The following is a 20,331-nucleotide window of genomic DNA, read 5'->3' on the forward strand; positions in this document are numbered from 1 at the left end:
AATCAAGACTGGTATAGTGTTTATGGAGAAAATAAAGGAATTTGTGATTTATAAACGTCCTTGAATAAACAGGAAAATATACATATAGAAAAAGCGCTCAATTATAGTGAATTACTATAAATAAGCGCTTTTTTTTATTTTTCGCAGAACACTATATTCTACGAACCGAATTATATCATAAATTGTTGTTGTTTCAAATAAAAAAGCGACGAATTGACAGTAATTATCAGGTATTTGAGCTATTAAGATAATAGTCTGTTTTATCTGATGATTTTAACAGTAAATAACTAATGTTTTTATAGTTCGATGTGTTTAAAAAAACAAATTAATAATGAAAAAATATTTGAAAATCGTTAGATAAAATTAATCAATTCTTATTTTCATCATAATAAATTTATTTGTGTTAATCATTTTATCCAAAATTAACGATAAATGAAATATTTATTCTTTTTGAGATAGCAATAATAAATTGATATTCTTTTAAGATTCTGATTTTTTCGTAGAATATAGTGTTCTGCGAAAATGGAAGGGTTGGAGGTAACAATGTATTGGTACGTAGCCAGATGCAAAACTGGTAGAACTAAAAAACTTGTTAGTACTTTAAACAAACAAGTGAACATGAATGCCTTTATACCTAAAAGTGAAAGATGTTTTGGTAGAGGGGAAACAGCTGAGTTTATAGTTAAGGAAATATATCCTGACTATGTATTTATCAAGAGTGATCTTGATAAAGAAGCTTTTGATGAACAATTTAAAGAGTATTTTAAAACGATTAATGGATTAGTGGATTTACTTGAGTATAAAGATACATATCCATTAACTAGTGAAGAGCAGTCTTTACTAGAAAAGTTATTAGATAATACTGATACGGTCAAACATACAAAAGGAGTTATAGTGGATCGAAGATTTGTGCCAACTGATGGTCCTTTAGTAGGTTTAGAAGATATGATCAAAAAAGTTGATAAATATAGAAGATTTGCAACATTAGATACAGAAATTCTTACTGGAAAACTACTTATTGCGATTGATTATTAAGATGAACTGGTATGTCTTATATGTATTCAGTAATAAAACTAATAAAATACTATCTAATTTGAATCAAAGAAAAGAACTTACTGCCTTTATTCCTAAAACTGAAGTATTTCATAGGCAAGCAAAGAAAAAGACTACTAAGGATATGTTTGATAACTATATCTTTGTAAAGTCAGATTTAAAACAAAATGATTTTAATGATCTTTTATTGTCTATGAAAGATAAGAATGATGGACTGATTAAACAATTAGAGAATGCTGAAGTATCTGCTTTAAGAGAAAAAGAAATAGAGTTCTTTAATAATGTATTAGATAAAGATAATGTCGCTAGAGTATCTGTTGGTTACCAAGAAAATGGGAAGACAGTTATTGTAGAAGGTCCCCTACTACATTATCAAGATTATATCGTTAGAGTCATGAAACATCATTGTACAGCACAACTAGATTTACCTTTCTTTGATAGAAAGATTATTCTAGGAGTTGAACTTATAAGCAAGAATTAAGTGTTACTCAGGTTAACTTGATAACACATTAGTTCTGAACATAAAGTCTAGATTATTTGGGGTAAGGGGGAATTGTATCTTCTACCTCATAAATATGACTAAAACAGGCGATGAACCTGTTTTTTTATGTTCAAAAAGGAGGTATAAAGAGTGACTAAAATATTAGAAAAAATAGAATCAGAAGTGATATGTATTATTGATGATAAACAATACCAATATACAAATGGTAAAGAGGCTTATCAGCAATTAACAAACAACTATTCTATTACATCTATTAAAGCTTTTAACAATCAAATCATCATAAACTTAATTCCAAAAGAAATTAATGAAGATTGGCAAGAAGACTATAAGAAGCAATTTGGTGAAGAACCAAGTTTCTTTTAAGGGAGAGTGAAGAAGTGAATTTATTAATAGTAGGAGCAGGTGGACATGGCAGATGTTGTTTAGATATTGCAAGAGATATGAATATGTTTGATAAGATTTCTTTTCTTGATGATAACCAAATTAATGAAACAATCAATGAATGTGAAGTAATTGGTTCTATTGACGAAATAAGTTCTTATTATCCTGAATATACTCATATTCATATTGCACTAGGTAATAACCAAATAAGAAGCAAACTGCTTTTACAAGCCAAAGAAATTGGCTATTTATTACCTATATTAAAACATCCTTCAAGTGTTGTGTCTAAGTATGCATCTGTAGGGGTAGGTTGTGTGCTATTCCCCTACTCCGTAATAGAAGCCAATGCAGTTATTAGAGATTGTTGTATTTTGGCATCAAGTGTGGTTATCAATCACGGTGCTCAAATTGATGAATGTGTTCTTGTTAATACAGGAACAGTGATTCGCCCTAATACAAGAATCAACAAATATGCAAGTATAGGTAGTCGTTGTTTAATAACAATGAATAAAGAAATTGAAATGAATCGAATTATTGAGGATGGTACTCAAATATAACCATCTTTTAATTTGAGTAAATATGGAGGGGAAAATAATGACAGATAAACAAAAGAAGTATCTACTACTAAAAAGAGGAATTGATATTGTTTTAAGTGGTGGAGCTATTGTTGTACTAAGTCCAGTATTAGGTTTATTAGCAATAGCTATTAAATTAGATTCACCAGGACCAGTATTATTCAAACAAAAACGTGTGGGTAAAGATAAAAAATTATTTGAAATCTATAAATTTAGAACTATGAGAACGGATACTCCTAGTGATATGCCTACACATATGTTAAAGGATCCAGATCAGTTTATTACTAAAACAGGTAAATTTTTAAGAAAAACATCTTTAGACGAATTACCCCAAATATTCAACATTTTTGCAGGAAAGATGTCAATTATCGGACCTCGTCCTGCACTATGGAATCAAGATGACTTGATTGCAGAAAGAGATAAATATCATGCTAATGATGTAACACCTGGACTTACTGGTTGGGCACAGATTAATGGTAGAGATGAATTAGAGATAGATGTTAAAGCAAAACTTGATGGAGAATACTATTCTAATTTATCACTTAGTTTTGATGTAAAGTGTTTTTTTGGCACAATAGCCTCTGTTCTCAAACATGATGGTGTTGTGGAAGGTGGTACTGGAACAACAAAAAAGGATAGTGAGGTTAAATGAAATGGATGAATTAGTTTCAATAATAACCCCAGCTTACAATAGTGAAAAGTATATTGCAGAAACAATTGAAAGTGTACTAAATCAAACGTATAAAAATTGGGAAATGATTATAATTGATGACTGTTCTACGGATAAAACATCTAAATTAGTTAATGATTATATACTTGCGGATTCACGAATTAAATTAGTATCATTAAATAAAAATGGCGGAGTATCAAATGCGCGAAATATCGGTTTATCAAAAGCACGAGGAGCATTTGTTGCATTTTTAGATAGTGATGATATATGGGTAAAAAATAAATTAGAAACCCAAATTTTATTTATGAAAAAAAATGATTATTATATTACATATTCTTCATATGCAAAATTTATAACAACACCTCAGGAGGTTGAATCTGTTATTTCTGTACCAAAAAAAATGAAAAAAAATGATATATTAAAAAACACTATCATAGGTTGTTTGACGGTTGTTATTAATATAGAAGAAGTTGGAACTATTGAAATGCCTAATATTTCTCATGCAGAAGATCAATGTACATGGATAAGTGTATTGGAAAGAGGATATGTTGCTTATGGTATAAATGATGTTCTTGCTTATTATAGAATTAATTCTACATCATTGAGCGGGAATAAAGTAAGCGCAGCAAAAAAACAGTGGAATGTATATCGAAGATATCATAACTTTTCTATAATAAAAAGTTTATATTACTACTTGAATTATGCATTTAATGTACTAAGGCGTTAAGACTTATGGCGATATAAATACTATATAAAATGGAGGAAATCATGAATAAAATAGCAATAATAACTATATATCACAAAAACTACAATTATGGTGGCCAACTTCAAGCGTATGCGTTGACCAACTTTTTAAATAATAAAGGATTCATTTCAGAGCAAATAGATTTTGATAGAGTAAGTGGTGGTGGATTTTTAAGAAATAAAGGGATTGTTTTTATAAAGTGGCCATATTCTAAGAAAAAAGAATTTATTTTAAATCACTTTCAAAGATGGAAATCATCTAAAAATAATGGAACCTATTCTATGCAATATGAGAATACTATTAAGAAATTTAATGAGTTTATTTCAGACATACCACATACATCTACCTATAATAAATCAAATATTCACCAAATCGGTGATGTTTATGATTTTTACATTACAGGAAGCGACCAGGTATGGAATATGGATTACTGCACAGATGAATATTTTTTGGATTTTGTAAAGAATAAGAACAAATGTATATCTTATGCGGCTAGTATGCAAGTTTTAAATTTATTAGAAACTTCAAAACAAAAACTATATAACCAAATTAAGGATTATAAAGCAATTTCTGTAAGAGAAGTTGGAGCAAAGAATCTGATTGAATCTGTTGGAATAGAAAATGTTAATATAGTATGCGATCCTGTTATGCTTCTAAATAGAACACAATGGGATACTGTTGTACAAGAACCAGAAACTAAGAAGAAATATATATTCGCTTATTTAATTCAAAGAGAAAAGAAAGAAAGATCGATTGAATGTGAGGAACTTGCCAACAAACTAGGTTTAGAATTGATATGCATAACTTCACCAGGATGGGAAAATGATTTAAGTTCATCAATAAAACAGATTCCAAATGGTATTGGTCCAAGGGAGTTTTTAGGTTTAATAAAAAATGCTGAATATGTTATTACAGATTCGTTTCATGCAATTGCATTTTCTATTATTTTTAATAAAGTATTTTTTAGTTATGGTGAAGATGATAGAAAAACAACATTACTGAATTTCTTTGGATTAAGTAATCAAATAGTTAAGAAATCAGGGTTACAAAATGCTTTTCACTATAAATATATTGATTACTTTGAAATAAATAAGAAATTAAGTTCCTATAATAAGAGCTCTATAAATTATTTAGAAGGTGCTTTACATAATGGTGAAGAAGATGATTAGTCCTTCGAACGATTACAAAAAATGTATTAATTGCGGCGTTTGTGCTAATGTTTGTAAAAGTTCAGCAATATTCTATCAAAAAAATAACGAGGGTTTTTATTATGCAAAAATTGATAAAAATAAATGTATAAATTGCTTACAATGCCAAAAAAAATGCATAGCTAATAGTGATTTAGAAAGTAACCAAATAGATAGCATGAGAGCATATGCAGGAAAATATAAATTTAAAAATGATAGAATAAAATCTACTAGTGGTGGATTTTGTGATGCATTATCTAAATATGTTATAGAAAATAATGGATGTGTTTTTGGAGTTGCATATAGTGAAGATTTTAAATCAACAAAATATATATGTGTAAATGACTTTAAAGATTTAGCTAAAATACGTGGAGTAAAATATTGTCAGTCTTCTAACCCAAATATTGCTTTGTTAGAAAAAGAACTGAAAAATAATAATCTCGTTCTAGTTATAGGATTACCTTGTGTTATTACGGCATTAAGTAATGCTTTCTCTGAAAAATACCCTAATTTACTACTTGTAGCATTAGCATGTCATGGACCAACAAGTACTAAAGTTCATAATAAATTTTTGAATAAGTATACAAAAGATTTTAATAATATTCAATTAAGAAAAAAATATAATGGGAAAGATTATTTTTATTTATCCAATGATAACAATATTATAGAAAAAGAGTTATGGGAAAATACTTCGTATTTTGATGCTTTCAATATTTTAAATAACGAATCATGCTATTCGTGTAAGTATAAATTAGATTCTATTAAAGCAGACATACTAGTAGGAGATTATTGGGGATTGGAAGATGATAAAGAGTTTTTTTCTATAGATGGTAATAATGCAATTATATTTTTAAATGATAGAATTAATGAATTTGAATTATTCAATAATTTGAGAAATTTTGAATATAAATCAAAAACTATTAATGATATTGTTTCTAGAAATAAATCAATTATATTTAAAAATCAAAAATCTCCATACTATGACAATTTTATTAAATATCTTGATGAATGTAGAAATCTTGATGAAGCCATAAAAAAAACCATTCCTTTTAAAACTAGAATGAAGAAAACTATAAAAATGCTGATTATGAAAATTTTACCCATATATGTAATAACTTCTGTACGACAAAGGAGGAAATAGGATGATACTTCTACGATTAATAGGCGGATTAGGAAATCAAATGTCTCAAGTCGCTTATTCAGCTATATTGGCTAAAAAAATAAACAAAAAACTATATATAGACAATACTTCATATCATAATTATAAAATAAGACCTTGTTCCATTCAAAAATTTAAGTTAGATAACAATATAGAGTTTTATAAAGATTATGATAATTTTAAATATAAACAGTTGCGCCTTTCTCAAAAAAGTTATCATTTGATTCAATATATTTTTGGTAAACGAAAGCAAATGGGGAAAAAATGGTATAAATTCTTTGCCAAAATGGGACATTATTATTCTTTTGATTCTGATTATTATGGATTTCCGAATTCAAAAAAGAAAGTCGTAGATGTATACGGCTATTTTTTAGCTGAAGAATATTTTCATGAAAATAAAGATTATATTAAAAAAATTTTTATTTTGGATGACAAATATATATCGGAAAATGCAAAAGAATATTATTCCAGTATTGTAAATTGCTCTTGTTCAGTTGCAATTAGTATCAGGTTGCAAGATGATTATTTAAAAAGTAATGTACATAATGTATGCACAAAAGAATACTTTTTACAAGCAATACAAGTAATTCAAGAAAAATTTCCTGATGCTTATTTTTTTGTTTTCGCTGATGATATTGAAAGAGCTAAAGGATTGGAATTAAACATACCTTCCACATATATAGAAAATATGTCTGATGTCGAGGGTATGTTCCTTTTAACAAAGTGTAACCATTATATTATATCCAATAGTTCTTTTTCATGGTGGGGAGCGTACTTGGGTGAGTATTCAGAAAAAGTTATTCTTGCTCCAAAAAAATGGATGAATAACTCAATTGATTATTCTTCAAAGTATTATGAAGGAGTTGTTAAAATTGATGGAAAATAATAAAAATATTAGTTTAAATATTTGTGCTGGAATTACAACATTCCATCCCACTGAAGATGATACAGAAAATATAAAAAAATTGAGTAAGTGGTTCAATAAAATATATATATATGATAATACACCTAATAGTGATTTATGTTTTTTTGAAAAAAATATTCAAATTATAGCCTCAGGTGAGAATAACGGATTGGGCGTTGCATGTGATGAAATGTGTATAATTGCAAAAAAGGAAAATTACCCATATATTATGCTGTTAGATCAAGATAGTCGAATCAACCACACGGATTTACAAATAATGTCTAATTTCATTATAAAAAATAATCAATTAGCTACTATTTATTGTCCAAAGATATGTGTTATTAACGTTGAAGAAAATTCAAAAATAAAAAATACAAATGATTTAGAATTTGAAATGATTAAATGGTGTATTACTTCAGGTACCATTCTAAGACTTTCAGATTACGGAGAAATATCTTTTGATAAGAATTACTTTATAGATAGATTGGATTTAGATTTATGCACACAAATAATAAAAAATGGAAAAAAAATATGTCGTATTAATAATGCCATATTAAATCAACAATTAGGTAATAATTTTAAAAATGGTTATGCAACGCACAGTGGTATTAGACATTATTATATATCTAGAAATAGGCTATATTATAATCAAAAATATAAAATTAGTAATTTAATAAGTGTTTTACAATTTACAAAACATTTTTTTTATGTCGTGTTCTATGAGCAAGATAAATTAAATAAAATTAGTTATATAAAGGAGGGTATAAATGATTTCAAAAAAAACAAAATGGGAAAAAAAGTATGATGTCGTTTTTATATTACCTATGCCAACGAATAAAATAGTTGGGGGATATAAAATGGTATATGAATATTCTAACTATATTGTTAATAAAGGATTAAATGTTTGCATTATTTATAATGGATGTGATGGTAAAAATTCAAAAGGAATTCCAAGACAAATTGTTTTATGGCTAAGATATATAATGGCAAAAAAAGGACCAAAATGGTTTGATTTAGATAAAAGAGTTGTTCAAAAAACCATTGCTAATTTTGATGAAAAACTATTACCTTCTTCACATATTTATATAGCTACAGTTGCTCGTTCAGCTATATTTATAAATTCTATTAATAAATATAAAAGTACAAAATTATATTTTATTCAAGGGTATGAAAATTGGGAGATTAGCGAAGAAGAGTTATTTAATACATATTCTTTCAATATGAAAAAAATAACAGTGTCTAAATGGCTAAAAAATATAATTAACAAGTATTCTACTTCTAATGTTGAATATCTTCCAAATGGAATTGATTCAAATATTTTCAATGAAATCAAGCCATTCGAAGAAAGAAATAATTATACTATTTCAATGCTATATCACAATAACGTTTTAAAAGGCTCAAAAATTGGTATAGATGTTTTATTAAGTCTAAAAGAAAAATATCCCTTACTTGAGGCTCATCTATTTGGTACTCCTAAAAGGCCAGATGATTGGCCAAAATGGATCAAATATACGCAAAATGCTAATCCTAGTGAGGTAAGCACCATAATGAACAATACTAAACTGTTTCTATGTACTAGTAAATCAGAAGGATATGGATTAACCGTATTAGAGGCAATGGCATGTGGCTGTGCTATAGTAACTACAAGATGTGGCGGAGTTAATGAGTTTACTAATAATTATAATACTTTATATTGTGATATAGATGATAAAGTTGGATTGATAGATGCCGTCTCTATTTTATTTGATAATAATGAAATGTGTGAAAAATTTGGAAATTCTAGTTTGCAAATTTCTAAAGATTTTAATCTTAATGTGCTAAAAGAGAAGTTTTATCAAATTATTAAAAATGAAATGTACAATTTGAAGGAGGAAAACAAGTGATAGTTTTTTTATTAATGGTTATGCTATTTTTTATGTTTTTTTCTTATATTACTGAAAAAAATTTTTTCAATCCTATTATGATATTTAATGGTGCATTTTGTATTTTAATTTCATTTTATTCTCTTAGGTTGTTTGGAATATATGATGTTGATACTATAGTATTTGATTATATCCTAGTTGGAATTCTATTTTTTAATTTTGGAACAATATTCGTAAGAATTGTTTCTAGAAATGTTTCAGGAAACATTGGATCTAGTTCCATGTATCAATTTAAAAATTTAGAAGCTAAGAAATGGAATCATATATACAATATTCTTATCAAATGCGTAATTATTTCTATTATTATTGAATTCATATATGCAATACCATCGATAGGATACTTACTGCAAGGTAATTCTTTATATACACTACGCTATGTGGCTTCTGATTCTTTAAATGCAGTTAGATCAACATTAATAGTTATTCTTCACTCATATTTTGCAATTCCATTTCTTTTTATTTCTTTACCCGTTTCATGTATAGAATTTATTAGTGAACGAAAAAAGAAACTACTTTTACTTACAATATTTCTAGATATATTGTTTTTTCTTGCTTATGGCGAACGAATGGCATTTGTTTACCCAATAATATGCATTATTTCTTCATTGCTTATACTAAATAATGGTAAAAGAAATGTAATTGATAAAAAGCAAAAGAAAAAAATTATAATTATATTTTTAATAATAATTTTTGTAATATATTTATCGACTGTATTAAGAAGTTCAGGTAGTAACCAGCAATCTGAAAGTTTTTTTGCATCAATGTATCGATATATCGTAGGTACGCTCCCAAATTTTTCACAAAAACTAAATGATTCTCGTATTGTACCTTTAGAAGGTATAGGACAAGTAACCTTTTATGGCGTATACAATATTTTTAATACTGTTTATGAAATTGTATTCCATAATACCTTAAAATTTTTCTCTAATGGCCAAATATTATGGGATCTAATTAGGGGCGGTAATGTATTTATAGATAATTCAGGCAAATTGTATAATTTTTGCACAACTGGATTTATTTACTTCTATGCTGATTATGGGGTTGTAGGGATTGGCGGCTTTAGTGCACTTTTTGGAATGATATCAGAATACTTTTATCTAAAAGTATTAAAGAAACAGACAATGTTCAACATGATGATATACTTATGTATAATGCAATCTCTTGCTATGTTCATTCTTTATAATATGTATAGTAATGTTCAATTTGTTTTGGCTATTGTTTACATTATTTTATTTTTCAATGGGAAGTTTAAAATGAAAACTTATTTAGCGAACAGCAATAAATCTAATCTTTATAAGGGAGCAAAATATGAAAATAAAAATCACAAAATATGATGTAATATGGAATTGGGTGGGCATTATAGTATCATTATTTTCGAATTTTTTGATGATCCCATTCCTTGTACTATTCTTAGACGGAGATACGTACGGACTTTGGAATGTATTTGTTTCCTTGGGAAGTATTTCAGTTTTATTTGATTTTGGCTTTAATTCAATGTTTTCAAGAAATGTATCATATTGTTGGAGTGGCGTTGATGAATTAAAAAAGGAAGGAGTAATGAAAGCTAATAAAGATGCGAAAACAAATTATGTATTGTTAGGAAAAGTTATAAAAACATGTCAATTGATATATTTTTTCATTTCCATAATAGCTTTTATAGGATTATCTACAATAGGTACAATATATATAATCTACGTATCAAAAGAAATATTTAGCATAAATATACTATATGCATGGATCATTTATGCGATAGGTGTTTTTTTAAATTTATTTTATGGTTATTATGATGCGTTTTTGCGTGGTGTAGGAGAAGTTGGTACTGTAAATAAAATAAGGACAATAGCCAAAGTAGTACAAATTACTATGACTGCTGTTCTTTTATATTTAGGATTAAATCTAATTGGTGTAGCAATAGCTTATGTTATGTATGGAGCCATTTTTAGAGTGTTATGTAAAAGAGCATTCTATTCTATTGATGATATCAAAATGAACCTTGATAGAAAATTAAAAATCGATAAAAGTGATATTAAAAGTATTTTTGTGGTCGTATGGTACAATGCGTGGAAAGATGGCGTTGTTTCTATTGCCAATTATATTTCAAATCAGGTAACTACTATTTTATGTTCTTTATATTTAGGTTTGACAGCAACTGGTGAATTTGGATTAATAGTACAATTATTTTCTGCAATTGCACAAATTTCTGGTTCTTTGTTTAGTGTATATCAACCAGCACTACAAGAAGCATACGCACGAAGGGAAAAAGAGTATTCACAGAGAATATTTTCATTTTCACTTATTGCATTTGAATTATTATATGTAATGGGATCGATGGCAGTTATAGTAATTATTGTTCCTATTTTGAAATACATACGACCACAAATGTCATTTAATATTCTTGTATTAGTGCTTCTTTGTATTTATCAGGGTTTATTGAAATATAGAGATTGTTATGCTTGTTATTTAGCAGGAACTAATAGATTAATCTATTATAAGTCATTTCTTTTTTCAGCAATGGTATGTCTTTTGTTATCGTTAATATTTTTAAAATATTTTAATTTGGGAATTATTGGATTGGGAATAGCACAAATAATAAGTCAATTGATATATAATGTTTGGTACTGGCCAAAGATGGTTGATAATGAACTATCTTTAACTTTCTTAATGAAGTATAAAAAATTCATTCGCGTATTAAAAGAAAAAAAACTATAAAAAGATTATTTCAAGGGGGCATAATTATGAAAACAAAAGATTATGAATTTTTGTTATGAATATAAAAAAAATAAAATCAGAAAGAAATAATGGTATCGATTTATTAAAAGTAACAGCAATGTTTTTGATTATACTTAGTCATTCTGTACCATTCTATGGAAATCAAGAATTACCTAGCTTTATTGACTTAAATAGTTCTACTAAAATAATCATAAATTTTATTCTTATAGTGATTAGAAATTTAGGTCAACAAGGAAATATTATTTTTGTAATATGTTCTGCTTGGTTTTTAATTGGGAGCAATAGGATAAATCTTAAAAAAATAGTTAATATAATTATTGATAGTTTTTTGATATCGGTAATATGTCTTATTGTATTTAAACTATTTGGTGCTCCACTAAATATTTCATTAATAGTAAAAAGTTTATTACCAATTTTATTCAATAATAATTGGTTTGTTGGCTGTTATATAATTCTTTATTTGGTACATCCACTACTTAATATAATTATTTTAAATATTAGTAAAGAAAACTATTTTTATTTATTAATTACAATAACTATTATGTATCTAATTATTGCATTTTTTGCTGGTAGTGTATATTTCTATACTCCATTTATTGGATTCGTAATATTATATTTCATAGTAGGATATCTAAAAATATATCTTAATAATTTTTCAAAAAATCATAGAGCAAATAAGCTATTCTTATTTTCTTCTATTCTTTTAATGTTTTTGATTTTATTAGGAACAAATATCATCGGATTTTACGTTCCTCAGTTATCTAATAAGATGTTAAGATGGGCTGTTACTATAAATCCATTTATGATTGTAATAGGTATTTGTTTATTTAATATTTTTAAAAATTTAAAAGTAAATACAAAATTAATTACTAATATTTCTTCTTCAACATTATACATATACATGATACACGAAAATATTTTAGTTAGAGATATTTTTAAACCGATAGTGTGGCTATATATATATCAATTACTGTCTTATAAATATGTACTATTACTTGTTTTTTTATTTGGAATAATTACTTATTTGTTTAGTTACATTTTATCTTATATATACATAATAACTATTAAAAAAACAACTAATAAAATAAGTATTAGTATTGAGAATACTATAATGAATATTATTAATAAAATTAAGAATAAATTAATAAAAATAAATTAAGAATAATTTTTATTGCTTTGACGGAGGTGAAACAATGCAATTAAATACTACATCATATCAAAGTATCTTAGATTCATTATGTAATGAATTAGATCTTAATGAACAGGTTATTTTAGATACTATAGATTCAGGTTACTATATGTTTCAACAAGATCATCAAATACTATATATTGATGATTTATATGAATGCTATTTCAATATTGTAAAAAGAAATTTTAAAGGAAATATTGATAAAGTGCCTTTCTATAGTATATCTAGAAGATTAAAAGATACTGATAATGATGGATTAAGTCTGTTAGAATTATTAACAGAAGAAAATAGTTTTTCAAACTATTTAAAGGAATATGGATTAACATTTAAATTTGATAAAGAAATAGAAATGTATGTTAATGGTAACAAGGTTGATATTCCTGATGAAGGCAAATATAAACCCTATCTAAAAAATAGATTCTCAAATGATTATTCATTTAAAGGTTATGCTTTTGATGATCAATTAATGAATAATGAGATATTAGAAAGAGTTAAGTATGGTCCAGAGTTCTTTGGACATCTTTTTAATTACGTAGATAACGATGATGAAATCATTGATAATTATCTAGAACAAAGTAAATTGTACAAATTTGAGTACTTAGTACCTATTGAAGATATTTACTTTGAAAATTATGAGGAACTAACTAATGAAGAAAAACAATATCACATCTTAGCGATGATGATGTTAAGATTATATTTTTATAAATATGATAAAGATTTTGTAGAAACAGATGAAATGAATCCACTTATGGTAGTGGCTGATGATAAGTCTCTTTCTAGCAAATATCTTGTAAATAAAACTGAGTTAGATGATGCGACACTAGGCTATTAGTCTAGTGTTTTTTTATTTTATATAATATCTGAAAATTATGAAAAGATCCATTTTATATAATTGGAAGTTTTTACTTTTTTAGCAAAAACTATTATTGGTTTGAATATTCATCTTTGTTGTTTGATTGAACGTCTAATAAAAAAAGAAGAGATAGTTTCACATATTAATATTGTTGATTTTGAAAAAAATAATCAAGAATTTATCAATGGAGTTAGAATTAGCTTTAAAGCGATTGCTAATCAGTATAATATAACAATACCAATTAGTGAAATTGCTTATATTTATGATTACGTTTTAAATAATTATAAAACAGATATGTCAATTGATGAGATTTAAAAAGAGTAAAGGGGTGTTTTATTATGGCATTAGTACAAGTAAATTTTATTTCTCAAAGTTTAAAAAGAACAGTTTCAATGAATGTAATATTACCGGTTGATAAATTTCTTTTTAAAGGAAATTGTCAACCAGTTAAAGAATATGAAACTTTATATTTATTACATGGTTTATTAGGAAATTATACTGACTGGGTAACACGAACAAGAATACAAGAATGGGCAGAAGCAAAGAACTTAGTTGTAGTCATGCCGTCTGGTGATAATTCTTTTTATGTGGATCAAGAAGTAAAGAACAATGACTTCGGTATATTTATTGGAACTGAACTTATTGAAGTTACTAGAAGGATGTTTCATTTATCTAATCGTCGGGATGATACTTTTATTGCCGGACTTTCAATGGGTGGATTTGGTGCTCTAAGAAATGGGTTGAAATATTATCAAAATTTTGGATATATTGCAGCTTTATCAAGTGCTCTAAATATTTTCGAATTACCAGTTCACGATGAATCAAGATGTGTAATGGGTGAAGATAGTTGTTTTGGTGATATTGATGAAGCATATCTGAGTGATAAGAATCCAAAAGTTTGTTTGGAAAATTTAATTCAGGCAAAAAAAAGAAGACAATACTATTGTTTTTCCTAAGATATATATGGCTTGTGGATGTGATGATGAACTAATTGGAGTAAATCGAAAATTTAAAGGCTATTTAGAAAATGCTGGTTTTGATTTAGTTTATAAAGAGGATGTAGGAAGTCATAATTGGGATTTTTGGAATAAATATATTCAAGATGTATTAGAATGGTTACCTTTGGATCCTTATGAAGAAGGAATTAACAGCGGTAATGTTAAATAGGCAATGTTTTTTTATTAGAATTATATATTTATAATTAAAAGCTATATTTACTTGGTAATAAAGAACGATAATTGTGACAGGATAAATTATAACTAAAATGGTAAATAAGGAATAAATATTTCAATTACCAGAAATATGTTTTGATATGAATAGTATAAAACCCATTATAATATTGACTTTATAATGGGTTTTATTAATTTAGATTACAATCGAATAAATTTTTTGTCAGCAGAAGTTATGTTTTCTTCATTAGAAGTATAGCGTTCTACCTTCATATGAAGATCATATTTATTTCTTAATTCTGTAATTTGTTCCATCATTATAGTAGCATGATGAGCATCAATTGATTTTTGATCTTTCCAACTATCAATTAAAAGTATGGTTTCTGGATCATTCATGGAAAAGAAATACTCATATCTTTCATTTCCTTTTTCTGCTTTAATAGCATCAACAATACCGCTGGTCACCATTTCTTCTGCAAATTTTCTAGCATTTCCGTTTATTCCAGTGTAATAAATGTTTACTGTGATAGACATATTAATTATCTCCTTATGTATAAAGATTATCTTATTTAATTATAGCATATTTTAAAATAATCTATCATATTTTTAAAAGCGATTCTTATTTGTAAAAATAGTTATTCTTATCTAACGAAATAGAACGTATTATTCGAATACTTGATGGACAAGGGGTATAATAAGGGCAGGAAAAGGAGGTGCTCTTAAATGAACACAAAACAATTAGAGCGTATGCAATATGGAAAAGGTTTTATCGCAGCGTTAGATCAAAGTGGTGGAAGTACACCAAAGGCATTAAAATCATATGGTATTGATGAATCAGCGTATAGTAATGATAAAGAAATGTTTGATTTAATTCATCAAATGCGTAGTCGTATTATTACTAGTAAGGCTTTTACCTCTAAGCATATATTAGGTGCTATTTTGTTTGAAAAGACAATGGATTCTCAAATTGAGGGTGTAGATACTGCTGAATATTTATGGTTAAAGAAGGAAATCGTGCCATTTTTGAAAATTGACAAAGGATTAGAAGTAGAAAAAGATGGTGTTCAGTTAATGAAGCCAATTCCTGAACTGGAAGCAATATTAAACAAGGCAAGAGATAAATATATCTTTGGTACAAAAATGCGTAGTGTAATTTTGGAAGCCGATCCAGCAGGTATCAAGAAAATTGTTGATCAGCAGTTTGAATTAGGATTACAAATTGCTAAAACTGGGCTTGTACCTATTTTAGAGCCAGAGGTATCTATTTTAAGTACCTCAAAAAAAGAGGCTGAAGAATTGTTATTGAAAGAAATTAATGAGCATCTAACTTTATTAGACAATGATGTTAAATTTATATTTAAACTGTCCATTCCAACCGTACCTGATTTTTACGCGGAACTTATGAAAGATTCCCATGTAGTTAGGGTTGTTGCTCTATCTGGCGGTTATGATAGAGAGCAGGCAAATGGGTTATTAAGGGAAAATCACGGGCTTATTGCGAGTTTTTCTAGAGCATTATTATCTGATTTATCAATAAATCAGACTAGTGTTGAGTTCGATACTTGTTTGGAGAATGTGATTCTTCAAATATATAGGGCATCTATTGTATAATGATGTTAAGCTTATCTATCATGTAATTAAATGACAAATAATCAAGATAAGTTATAAAATATTTTTAATTAAAGGGAAGATTTAAAATAATTGATTATATCAATGAAATTAAATCTTCTTTTATTATTTATTAGTTATAAAATAGTTTGTAAATTCCTTAATATATTTTTCTTTTAGATTTTTGTGATAAGTTATTCCATATTCTATTGTCATTTGATCATCCATAAATGGTAAAGCGACAATTCTTTTAATATGTGTTGGAATATATATTTCTGGTAAAATAGCTACACCGTAATTACATTTAGCGAAAAGAATAGCAGCCTGGTCATTTTTACATAAAAGATGAAAATGATTTTTTCATGGAGAGCAATAAATTCTTGTAATTTATCTCAGTATTAAAATGGGATAAAGCGGGGATGCAAAGTAATAAGTGGTGTATCATATAAATCTATAAAACATATTTCTTTTTCTTTAGCAAACGGGGAATTTTCAGCTATGATTGCATAACTGGAAATGTTTTTTATTTTTTTAAATATATAATCGTGAGCCTCAGCAATCATCTCTTTTGTACTGATTAAAATGTCTAATTGTTTATTATCAAATAGAGATTTTAGAATAAAATAATCCTGAATAATAATCTGGGGATAAACAGTTGGAAATTCTTCTCTTAATTTTATTAATGGTATTTCTAATATCTCAAGTTCTACTTGACTAGAACAGCCAATTCGTAATATCGAAAGTTTTTGACTGGCTAGTTTTTTAACTTTTTTCTCAACCATATATATTTTTTGGAGAATATCTTTTGCTTCACTATAGAATAATGAGCCTGGCTCAGTTGATTTTGCCATTTTGGAAGTTCTGATAAATAATGACGTATTTAATTCTTCTAAATTTATGATATGATGGGCAACTGCTGGAGCAGTAATATATAATTCTTCAGCAACCTTTGTAAAATTCAATTTATCTGCTATTCGCACAAAACATTCTAATTGTTGAGTATTCATGAAATATTCTTCCTGACTTGTAAATATAGTATTTTTGGCAAATGGGGTGTAGTCTTAATCTTTTGTGTTACTTTAGGAGTTATTTGTGGCATGTTATCAGGAAGTTTTTGTGCGATAGCTTCAGCTGGATTTGCTCAAAATCTAAGACAGAATATGTATTATAAAATTCATGAATATTCTTTTGCAAATATTGATAAGTTTTCTACTTCAAGTTTGGTAACAAGATTAGCGACTGATGTAACTAACGTTCAAAATGCACATATGATGACTATTCGTGTGGCAGTGCGAGCACCATCATGCTGGCATTTTCACTAGCTGTTTCATTAATGATAAATAGGGATTTATCATTAATATTTTTAATTGCAGTTCCAGTTTTAGAGGCAGGTCTTTATTTTATTGTTAGTCGTTCACATCCATATTTTGAAAAGGTATTTCATATCTATGATGAATTGAATAGTGTAGTACAGGAAAATTTGGCAGGAATTCGGGTAGTTAAATCATTTATATGCCTATAATGCAGTTTGAAGTTTATGGCTGTTTGTTGTTTCTTTGCTGGTTTGGAGCAAAAATTATTATTCTTATAAATGCATCAACGATGACCACAGGGGACTTATCAAGTATGATTGCCTATGCAATGAATATTTTGAATTGTCTGATGATGTTATTACAAGTATTGGTAATGATCAATATGGCAAGAGCATCATGTGAACGAATCATTGAAGTTTCAGATGAAGAAAGTTCTTTAAAAAATGGAAGGGAACCTATCTATGAGATGCAAAATGGGGCAAGTTTATCTCGAAGACAAAGGCAATTGCTTTCTATCGCTTGTGCGGCTGTTGCAAATTTACCAGTTATGATCTTAGATGAAGCAACTTCTTCGATTGATATTAGGACAGAAGTGCTTGTTCAGCAAGGAATGGATAATTTAATGAGAGGTAGAACAACCTATGTAATTGCTCATTGATTATCAACGGTTTGTAATTCTGAAACTATTATTGTTTTGAATTTTGGGAAAATTATTGAATGGGGGAGTCATGATGAACTCATTTCAAAGCATGATGTTTATTATAGTCTCTATACTGATGCTTTTGAACTAGAGTAATATGTTATGTCAAAAGTGCTTATGAAAATCCTATTTTTGTATAGGTATCTTTGAAAGAAATAGTAAGTATGTGTTCTGTTAGATTATAAAAAGTTAAATATTCATATAAAAAAGGTGGATTTAAAAGGTCTATAATCCACCTGATTTCAATAATATATTTTTATAAATTATAATTGGCGTCCCCTGCAGGAATCGAACCTGCACCTAAACCTTAGGAGGGTCTTGTAATATCCATTTTACTAAGGGGACAGAACTAGCTTATTATATTACAATTTTTATTTATTGCAAATAAACTATGCTCATAAATTTTACCATTACTATTAACAAAATGCAAACCAACTTTTACTTAAAAATAACAATTAATGCTTTTGGAAAAGTGTTATAATAAATATACAAGTAAGGAGTTGATAAAATGGATAAAATTGTAGAAGTATGTTGTGGGAGTTATTATGATGCATTACAGGCACAATACGGTGGAGCTAGAAGAATAGAATTGAATAGTGCATTACACTTAGGTGGCTTAACCCCATCATTAGCAACTTTATTAAAAGTTAAAGATAACACAGATTTAGAAGTTATTTGTATGGTTAGACCTCGTGGTGCTGGTTTTTGTTACAATGATGAAGATTTTGAGGTAATGAAACTGGATGCGGAAATATTACTTGATAATGGTGCAGATGGGATTGCATTTGGATGCCTTGATGAAGAAGGAGATATTAATATTCCACAAACCCGAGAAATGATCGATATTATTAAATCATATCACAAAACTGCAGTATTTCATCGTGCTATTGATTGTGTTAATGATATTGACGAGGCAATGAACATTTTGATTACTTTAGGGATAGACCGTATTTTAACGAGTGGCTTACAAGGTAAAGCAACTCGAGGAAAAGAAATGATTAAATATTTGTATGATGCATATGGTGAGAATATTGAAATCTTAGCGGGAAGTGGAATAAATGCAGGAAATGCGAAAAAAATGCTTGATTATACAGGAATTAAGCAGCTTCATAGCTCATGTAAAGATTGGCATACAGACTCCACTACAAGTCGTGATGAAGTCAATTTTAGTTATCACGGTGATGATTATGAGGTTGTAAGTCAAGAATTAGTAGAAATCCTAGTAGAGCTAGTTGAAGGGGAATAGGGGTTGACATTATCTTTAATAGTGTTAAACTATAAGCGATAAAAGAATCGGTAGGTGAGACTACCATAGGGATACGGGTTGCTACCGCAAAGCAGTGGAGACACTGTGCGCTGGTCAACAGTTCTTGTCGTGAAGGCAAAAACTAATGCAATTACATGGCCCTATGATGTTGAAGCTTGAACGAGATAAAGTTATTTTTATGCCTTGTCGCGTTTGAGCGATGAGGCTTTTATTTTGTGGAGGTGAAGAAAATGGATGATTATTTATCGATGAATTTTAAAAGATGGCTTTTTGATGATGGGATAATTACGTCCATTTTCGCCTAGCCATCTTAATGATGGCTTTTTCTATATCTAAAATTTTGAAAGGAGAAAAAGAATGGAAGAGCATGGCCGGTATGACAATGATGTTTATAAGTCCCGAAT

At 27.7% G+C, this 20,331-nt stretch carries 22 protein-coding genes, 1 tRNA gene, 2 pseudogenes and 1 riboswitch; of the genes and pseudogenes, 22 read left to right on the plus strand and 3 right to left on the minus strand.

The features are described 5' to 3' along the window. Positions 1 to 543 precede the first annotated feature (543 nt). From KTF99_RS08845 to KTF99_RS17115, 18 genes are all read left to right on the plus strand, one after another. Positions 544 to 1,035: a transcription termination/antitermination NusG family protein gene (locus KTF99_RS08845; RefSeq protein WP_029481581.1), complete on the plus strand. Its 492-nt coding sequence runs from the start codon at positions 544 to 546 to the stop codon at positions 1,033 to 1,035. Between the two features lies 1 nt (position 1,036). Beyond that, a complete protein-coding gene (locus KTF99_RS08850; protein WP_029481579.1) occupies positions 1,037 to 1,534 on the plus strand; it encodes a transcription termination/antitermination NusG family protein in 498 nt (165 codons plus the stop codon). A 150-nt stretch (positions 1,535 to 1,684) separates the two neighbouring features. Further along, positions 1,685 to 1,918 carry a hypothetical protein gene (locus tag KTF99_RS08855; protein ID WP_029481577.1) on the plus strand — a complete coding sequence of 78 codons (234 nt, stop codon included), beginning with the start codon at positions 1,685 to 1,687 and terminating at the stop codon, positions 1,916 to 1,918. 14 nt (positions 1,919 to 1,932) lie between these two features. After that, the gene (locus KTF99_RS08860) at positions 1,933 to 2,493 is read left to right on the plus strand and encodes a PglD-related sugar-binding protein (protein WP_029481575.1); all 561 of its coding nucleotides are present in this window, start codon (positions 1,933 to 1,935) and stop codon (positions 2,491 to 2,493) included. A gap of 37 nt (positions 2,494 to 2,530) precedes the next feature. After that, positions 2,531 to 3,163 carry a sugar transferase gene (locus KTF99_RS08865; RefSeq protein ID WP_029481573.1) on the plus strand — a complete coding sequence of 211 codons (633 nt, stop codon included), beginning with the start codon at positions 2,531 to 2,533 and terminating at the stop codon, positions 3,161 to 3,163. Between the two features lies 1 nt (position 3,164). Continuing rightward, positions 3,165 to 3,908 (plus strand): glycosyltransferase family 2 protein, encoded by a 744-nt coding sequence (locus KTF99_RS08870; protein ID WP_034559487.1) that lies wholly within the window; start codon positions 3,165 to 3,167, stop codon positions 3,906 to 3,908. Between the two features lie 41 nt (positions 3,909 to 3,949). Next, on the plus strand, positions 3,950 to 5,095 hold the full coding sequence (locus KTF99_RS08875) for a polysaccharide pyruvyl transferase family protein (RefSeq protein ID WP_029481570.1): 1,146 nt from the start codon (positions 3,950 to 3,952) through the stop codon (positions 5,093 to 5,095). Then, positions 5,088 to 6,254, plus strand: coding sequence for a Coenzyme F420 hydrogenase/dehydrogenase, beta subunit C-terminal domain (locus tag KTF99_RS08880; RefSeq protein WP_254210125.1), 1,167 nt, complete (start codon positions 5,088 to 5,090; stop codon positions 6,252 to 6,254). The genes KTF99_RS08875 and KTF99_RS08880 overlap by 8 nt, the downstream gene beginning before the upstream one ends. Position 6,255: 1 nt before the next feature. Beyond that, positions 6,256 to 7,158: an alpha-1,2-fucosyltransferase gene (locus KTF99_RS08885; protein WP_029481566.1), complete on the plus strand. Its 903-nt coding sequence runs from the start codon at positions 6,256 to 6,258 to the stop codon at positions 7,156 to 7,158. Then, positions 7,148 to 7,981, plus strand: coding sequence for a glycosyltransferase (locus KTF99_RS08890; protein WP_029481564.1), 834 nt, complete (start codon positions 7,148 to 7,150; stop codon positions 7,979 to 7,981). The genes KTF99_RS08885 and KTF99_RS08890 overlap by 11 nt, the downstream gene beginning before the upstream one ends. Next, a complete protein-coding gene (locus KTF99_RS08895; RefSeq protein WP_195613955.1) occupies positions 7,944 to 9,059 on the plus strand; it encodes a glycosyltransferase family 4 protein in 1,116 nt (371 codons plus the stop codon). The genes KTF99_RS08890 and KTF99_RS08895 overlap by 38 nt, the downstream gene beginning before the upstream one ends. After that, positions 9,056 to 10,432, plus strand: a complete 1,377-nt coding sequence (locus tag KTF99_RS08900) for an oligosaccharide repeat unit polymerase (protein ID WP_195613956.1) — start codon at positions 9,056 to 9,058, stop codon at positions 10,430 to 10,432. Before KTF99_RS08895 ends, KTF99_RS08900 begins: the two co-directional genes overlap by 4 nt. After that, the gene (gene wzx / locus KTF99_RS08905) at positions 10,407 to 11,807 is read left to right on the plus strand and encodes an O-unit flippase-like protein (protein ID WP_195613957.1); all 1,401 of its coding nucleotides are present in this window, start codon (positions 10,407 to 10,409) and stop codon (positions 11,805 to 11,807) included. Before KTF99_RS08900 ends, wzx begins: the two co-directional genes overlap by 26 nt. A 55-nt stretch (positions 11,808 to 11,862) precedes the next feature. Further along, the gene (locus KTF99_RS08910; RefSeq protein WP_029481555.1) at positions 11,863 to 12,987 is read left to right on the plus strand and encodes an acyltransferase family protein; all 1,125 of its coding nucleotides are present in this window, start codon (positions 11,863 to 11,865) and stop codon (positions 12,985 to 12,987) included. 34 nt (positions 12,988 to 13,021) lie between these two features. Further along, on the plus strand, positions 13,022 to 13,849 hold the full coding sequence (locus KTF99_RS08915) for a hypothetical protein (protein WP_029481553.1): 828 nt from the start codon (positions 13,022 to 13,024) through the stop codon (positions 13,847 to 13,849). 60 nt (positions 13,850 to 13,909) lie between these two features. Next, on the plus strand, positions 13,910 to 14,185 hold the full coding sequence (locus KTF99_RS08920; RefSeq protein WP_008791999.1) for a PRD domain-containing protein: 276 nt from the start codon (positions 13,910 to 13,912) through the stop codon (positions 14,183 to 14,185). 23 nt (positions 14,186 to 14,208) lie between these two features. Continuing rightward, positions 14,209 to 14,826, plus strand: a complete 618-nt coding sequence (locus KTF99_RS08925; protein ID WP_254210119.1) for an alpha/beta hydrolase — start codon at positions 14,209 to 14,211, stop codon at positions 14,824 to 14,826. 7 nt (positions 14,827 to 14,833) lie between these two features. Then, positions 14,834 to 15,037 (plus strand): hypothetical protein, encoded by a 204-nt coding sequence (locus KTF99_RS17115; RefSeq protein ID WP_254210120.1) that lies wholly within the window; start codon positions 14,834 to 14,836, stop codon positions 15,035 to 15,037. A 203-nt stretch (positions 15,038 to 15,240) separates the two neighbouring features. Here KTF99_RS17115 and KTF99_RS08930 read toward each other — a convergent pair whose 3' ends face one another. Continuing rightward, positions 15,241 to 15,573 (minus strand): putative quinol monooxygenase, encoded by a 333-nt coding sequence (locus tag KTF99_RS08930; RefSeq protein ID WP_003534692.1) that lies wholly within the window; start codon positions 15,571 to 15,573, stop codon positions 15,241 to 15,243. A 189-nt stretch (positions 15,574 to 15,762) separates the two neighbouring features. Here KTF99_RS08930 and KTF99_RS08935 point away from each other — a divergent pair, with 189 nt between their 5' ends. Continuing rightward, positions 15,763 to 16,650, plus strand: a complete 888-nt coding sequence (locus KTF99_RS08935) for a fructose bisphosphate aldolase (protein WP_029481551.1) — start codon at positions 15,763 to 15,765, stop codon at positions 16,648 to 16,650. A gap of 395 nt (positions 16,651 to 17,045) precedes the next feature. Here the strand turns inward: KTF99_RS08935 and KTF99_RS08940 are convergent, their stop codons facing one another. Next, a complete protein-coding gene (locus tag KTF99_RS08940) occupies positions 17,046 to 17,654 on the minus strand; it encodes a LysR family transcriptional regulator (RefSeq protein WP_029481549.1) in 609 nt (202 codons plus the stop codon). A 90-nt stretch (positions 17,655 to 17,744) separates the two neighbouring features. Here KTF99_RS08940 and KTF99_RS17120 point away from each other — a divergent pair. Next, positions 17,745 to 18,169: pseudogene (locus tag KTF99_RS17120) on the plus strand (ABC transporter transmembrane domain-containing protein). Positions 18,170 to 18,432: 263 nt separating this feature from the next. Further along, positions 18,433 to 18,756 (plus strand): annotated as a pseudogene (locus tag KTF99_RS17125) (ABC transporter ATP-binding protein); the annotation flags it as partial. 174 nt (positions 18,757 to 18,930) lie between these two features. On the opposite strand, the gene KTF99_RS08960 reads toward KTF99_RS17125, so the two are convergent. Beyond that, a tRNA-Arg gene (locus KTF99_RS08960) sits at positions 18,931 to 19,005 on the minus strand. A gap of 163 nt (positions 19,006 to 19,168) precedes the next feature. On the opposite strand from KTF99_RS08960, the gene KTF99_RS08965 reads away from it, so the two are divergent. Continuing rightward, the gene (locus KTF99_RS08965) at positions 19,169 to 19,906 is read left to right on the plus strand and encodes a copper homeostasis protein CutC (RefSeq protein ID WP_029481545.1); all 738 of its coding nucleotides are present in this window, start codon (positions 19,169 to 19,171) and stop codon (positions 19,904 to 19,906) included. 39 nt (positions 19,907 to 19,945) lie between these two features. After that, positions 19,946 to 20,100, plus strand: a riboswitch (M-box (ykoK) riboswitch). Positions 20,101 to 20,331 lie beyond the last annotated feature (231 nt).

It is taken from the genome of Erysipelatoclostridium sp. MSK.7.34 (assembly GCF_019041935.1).
Classification (GTDB): domain Bacteria; phylum Bacillota_I; class Bacilli_A; order Erysipelotrichales; family Coprobacillaceae; genus Thomasclavelia; species Thomasclavelia ramosa.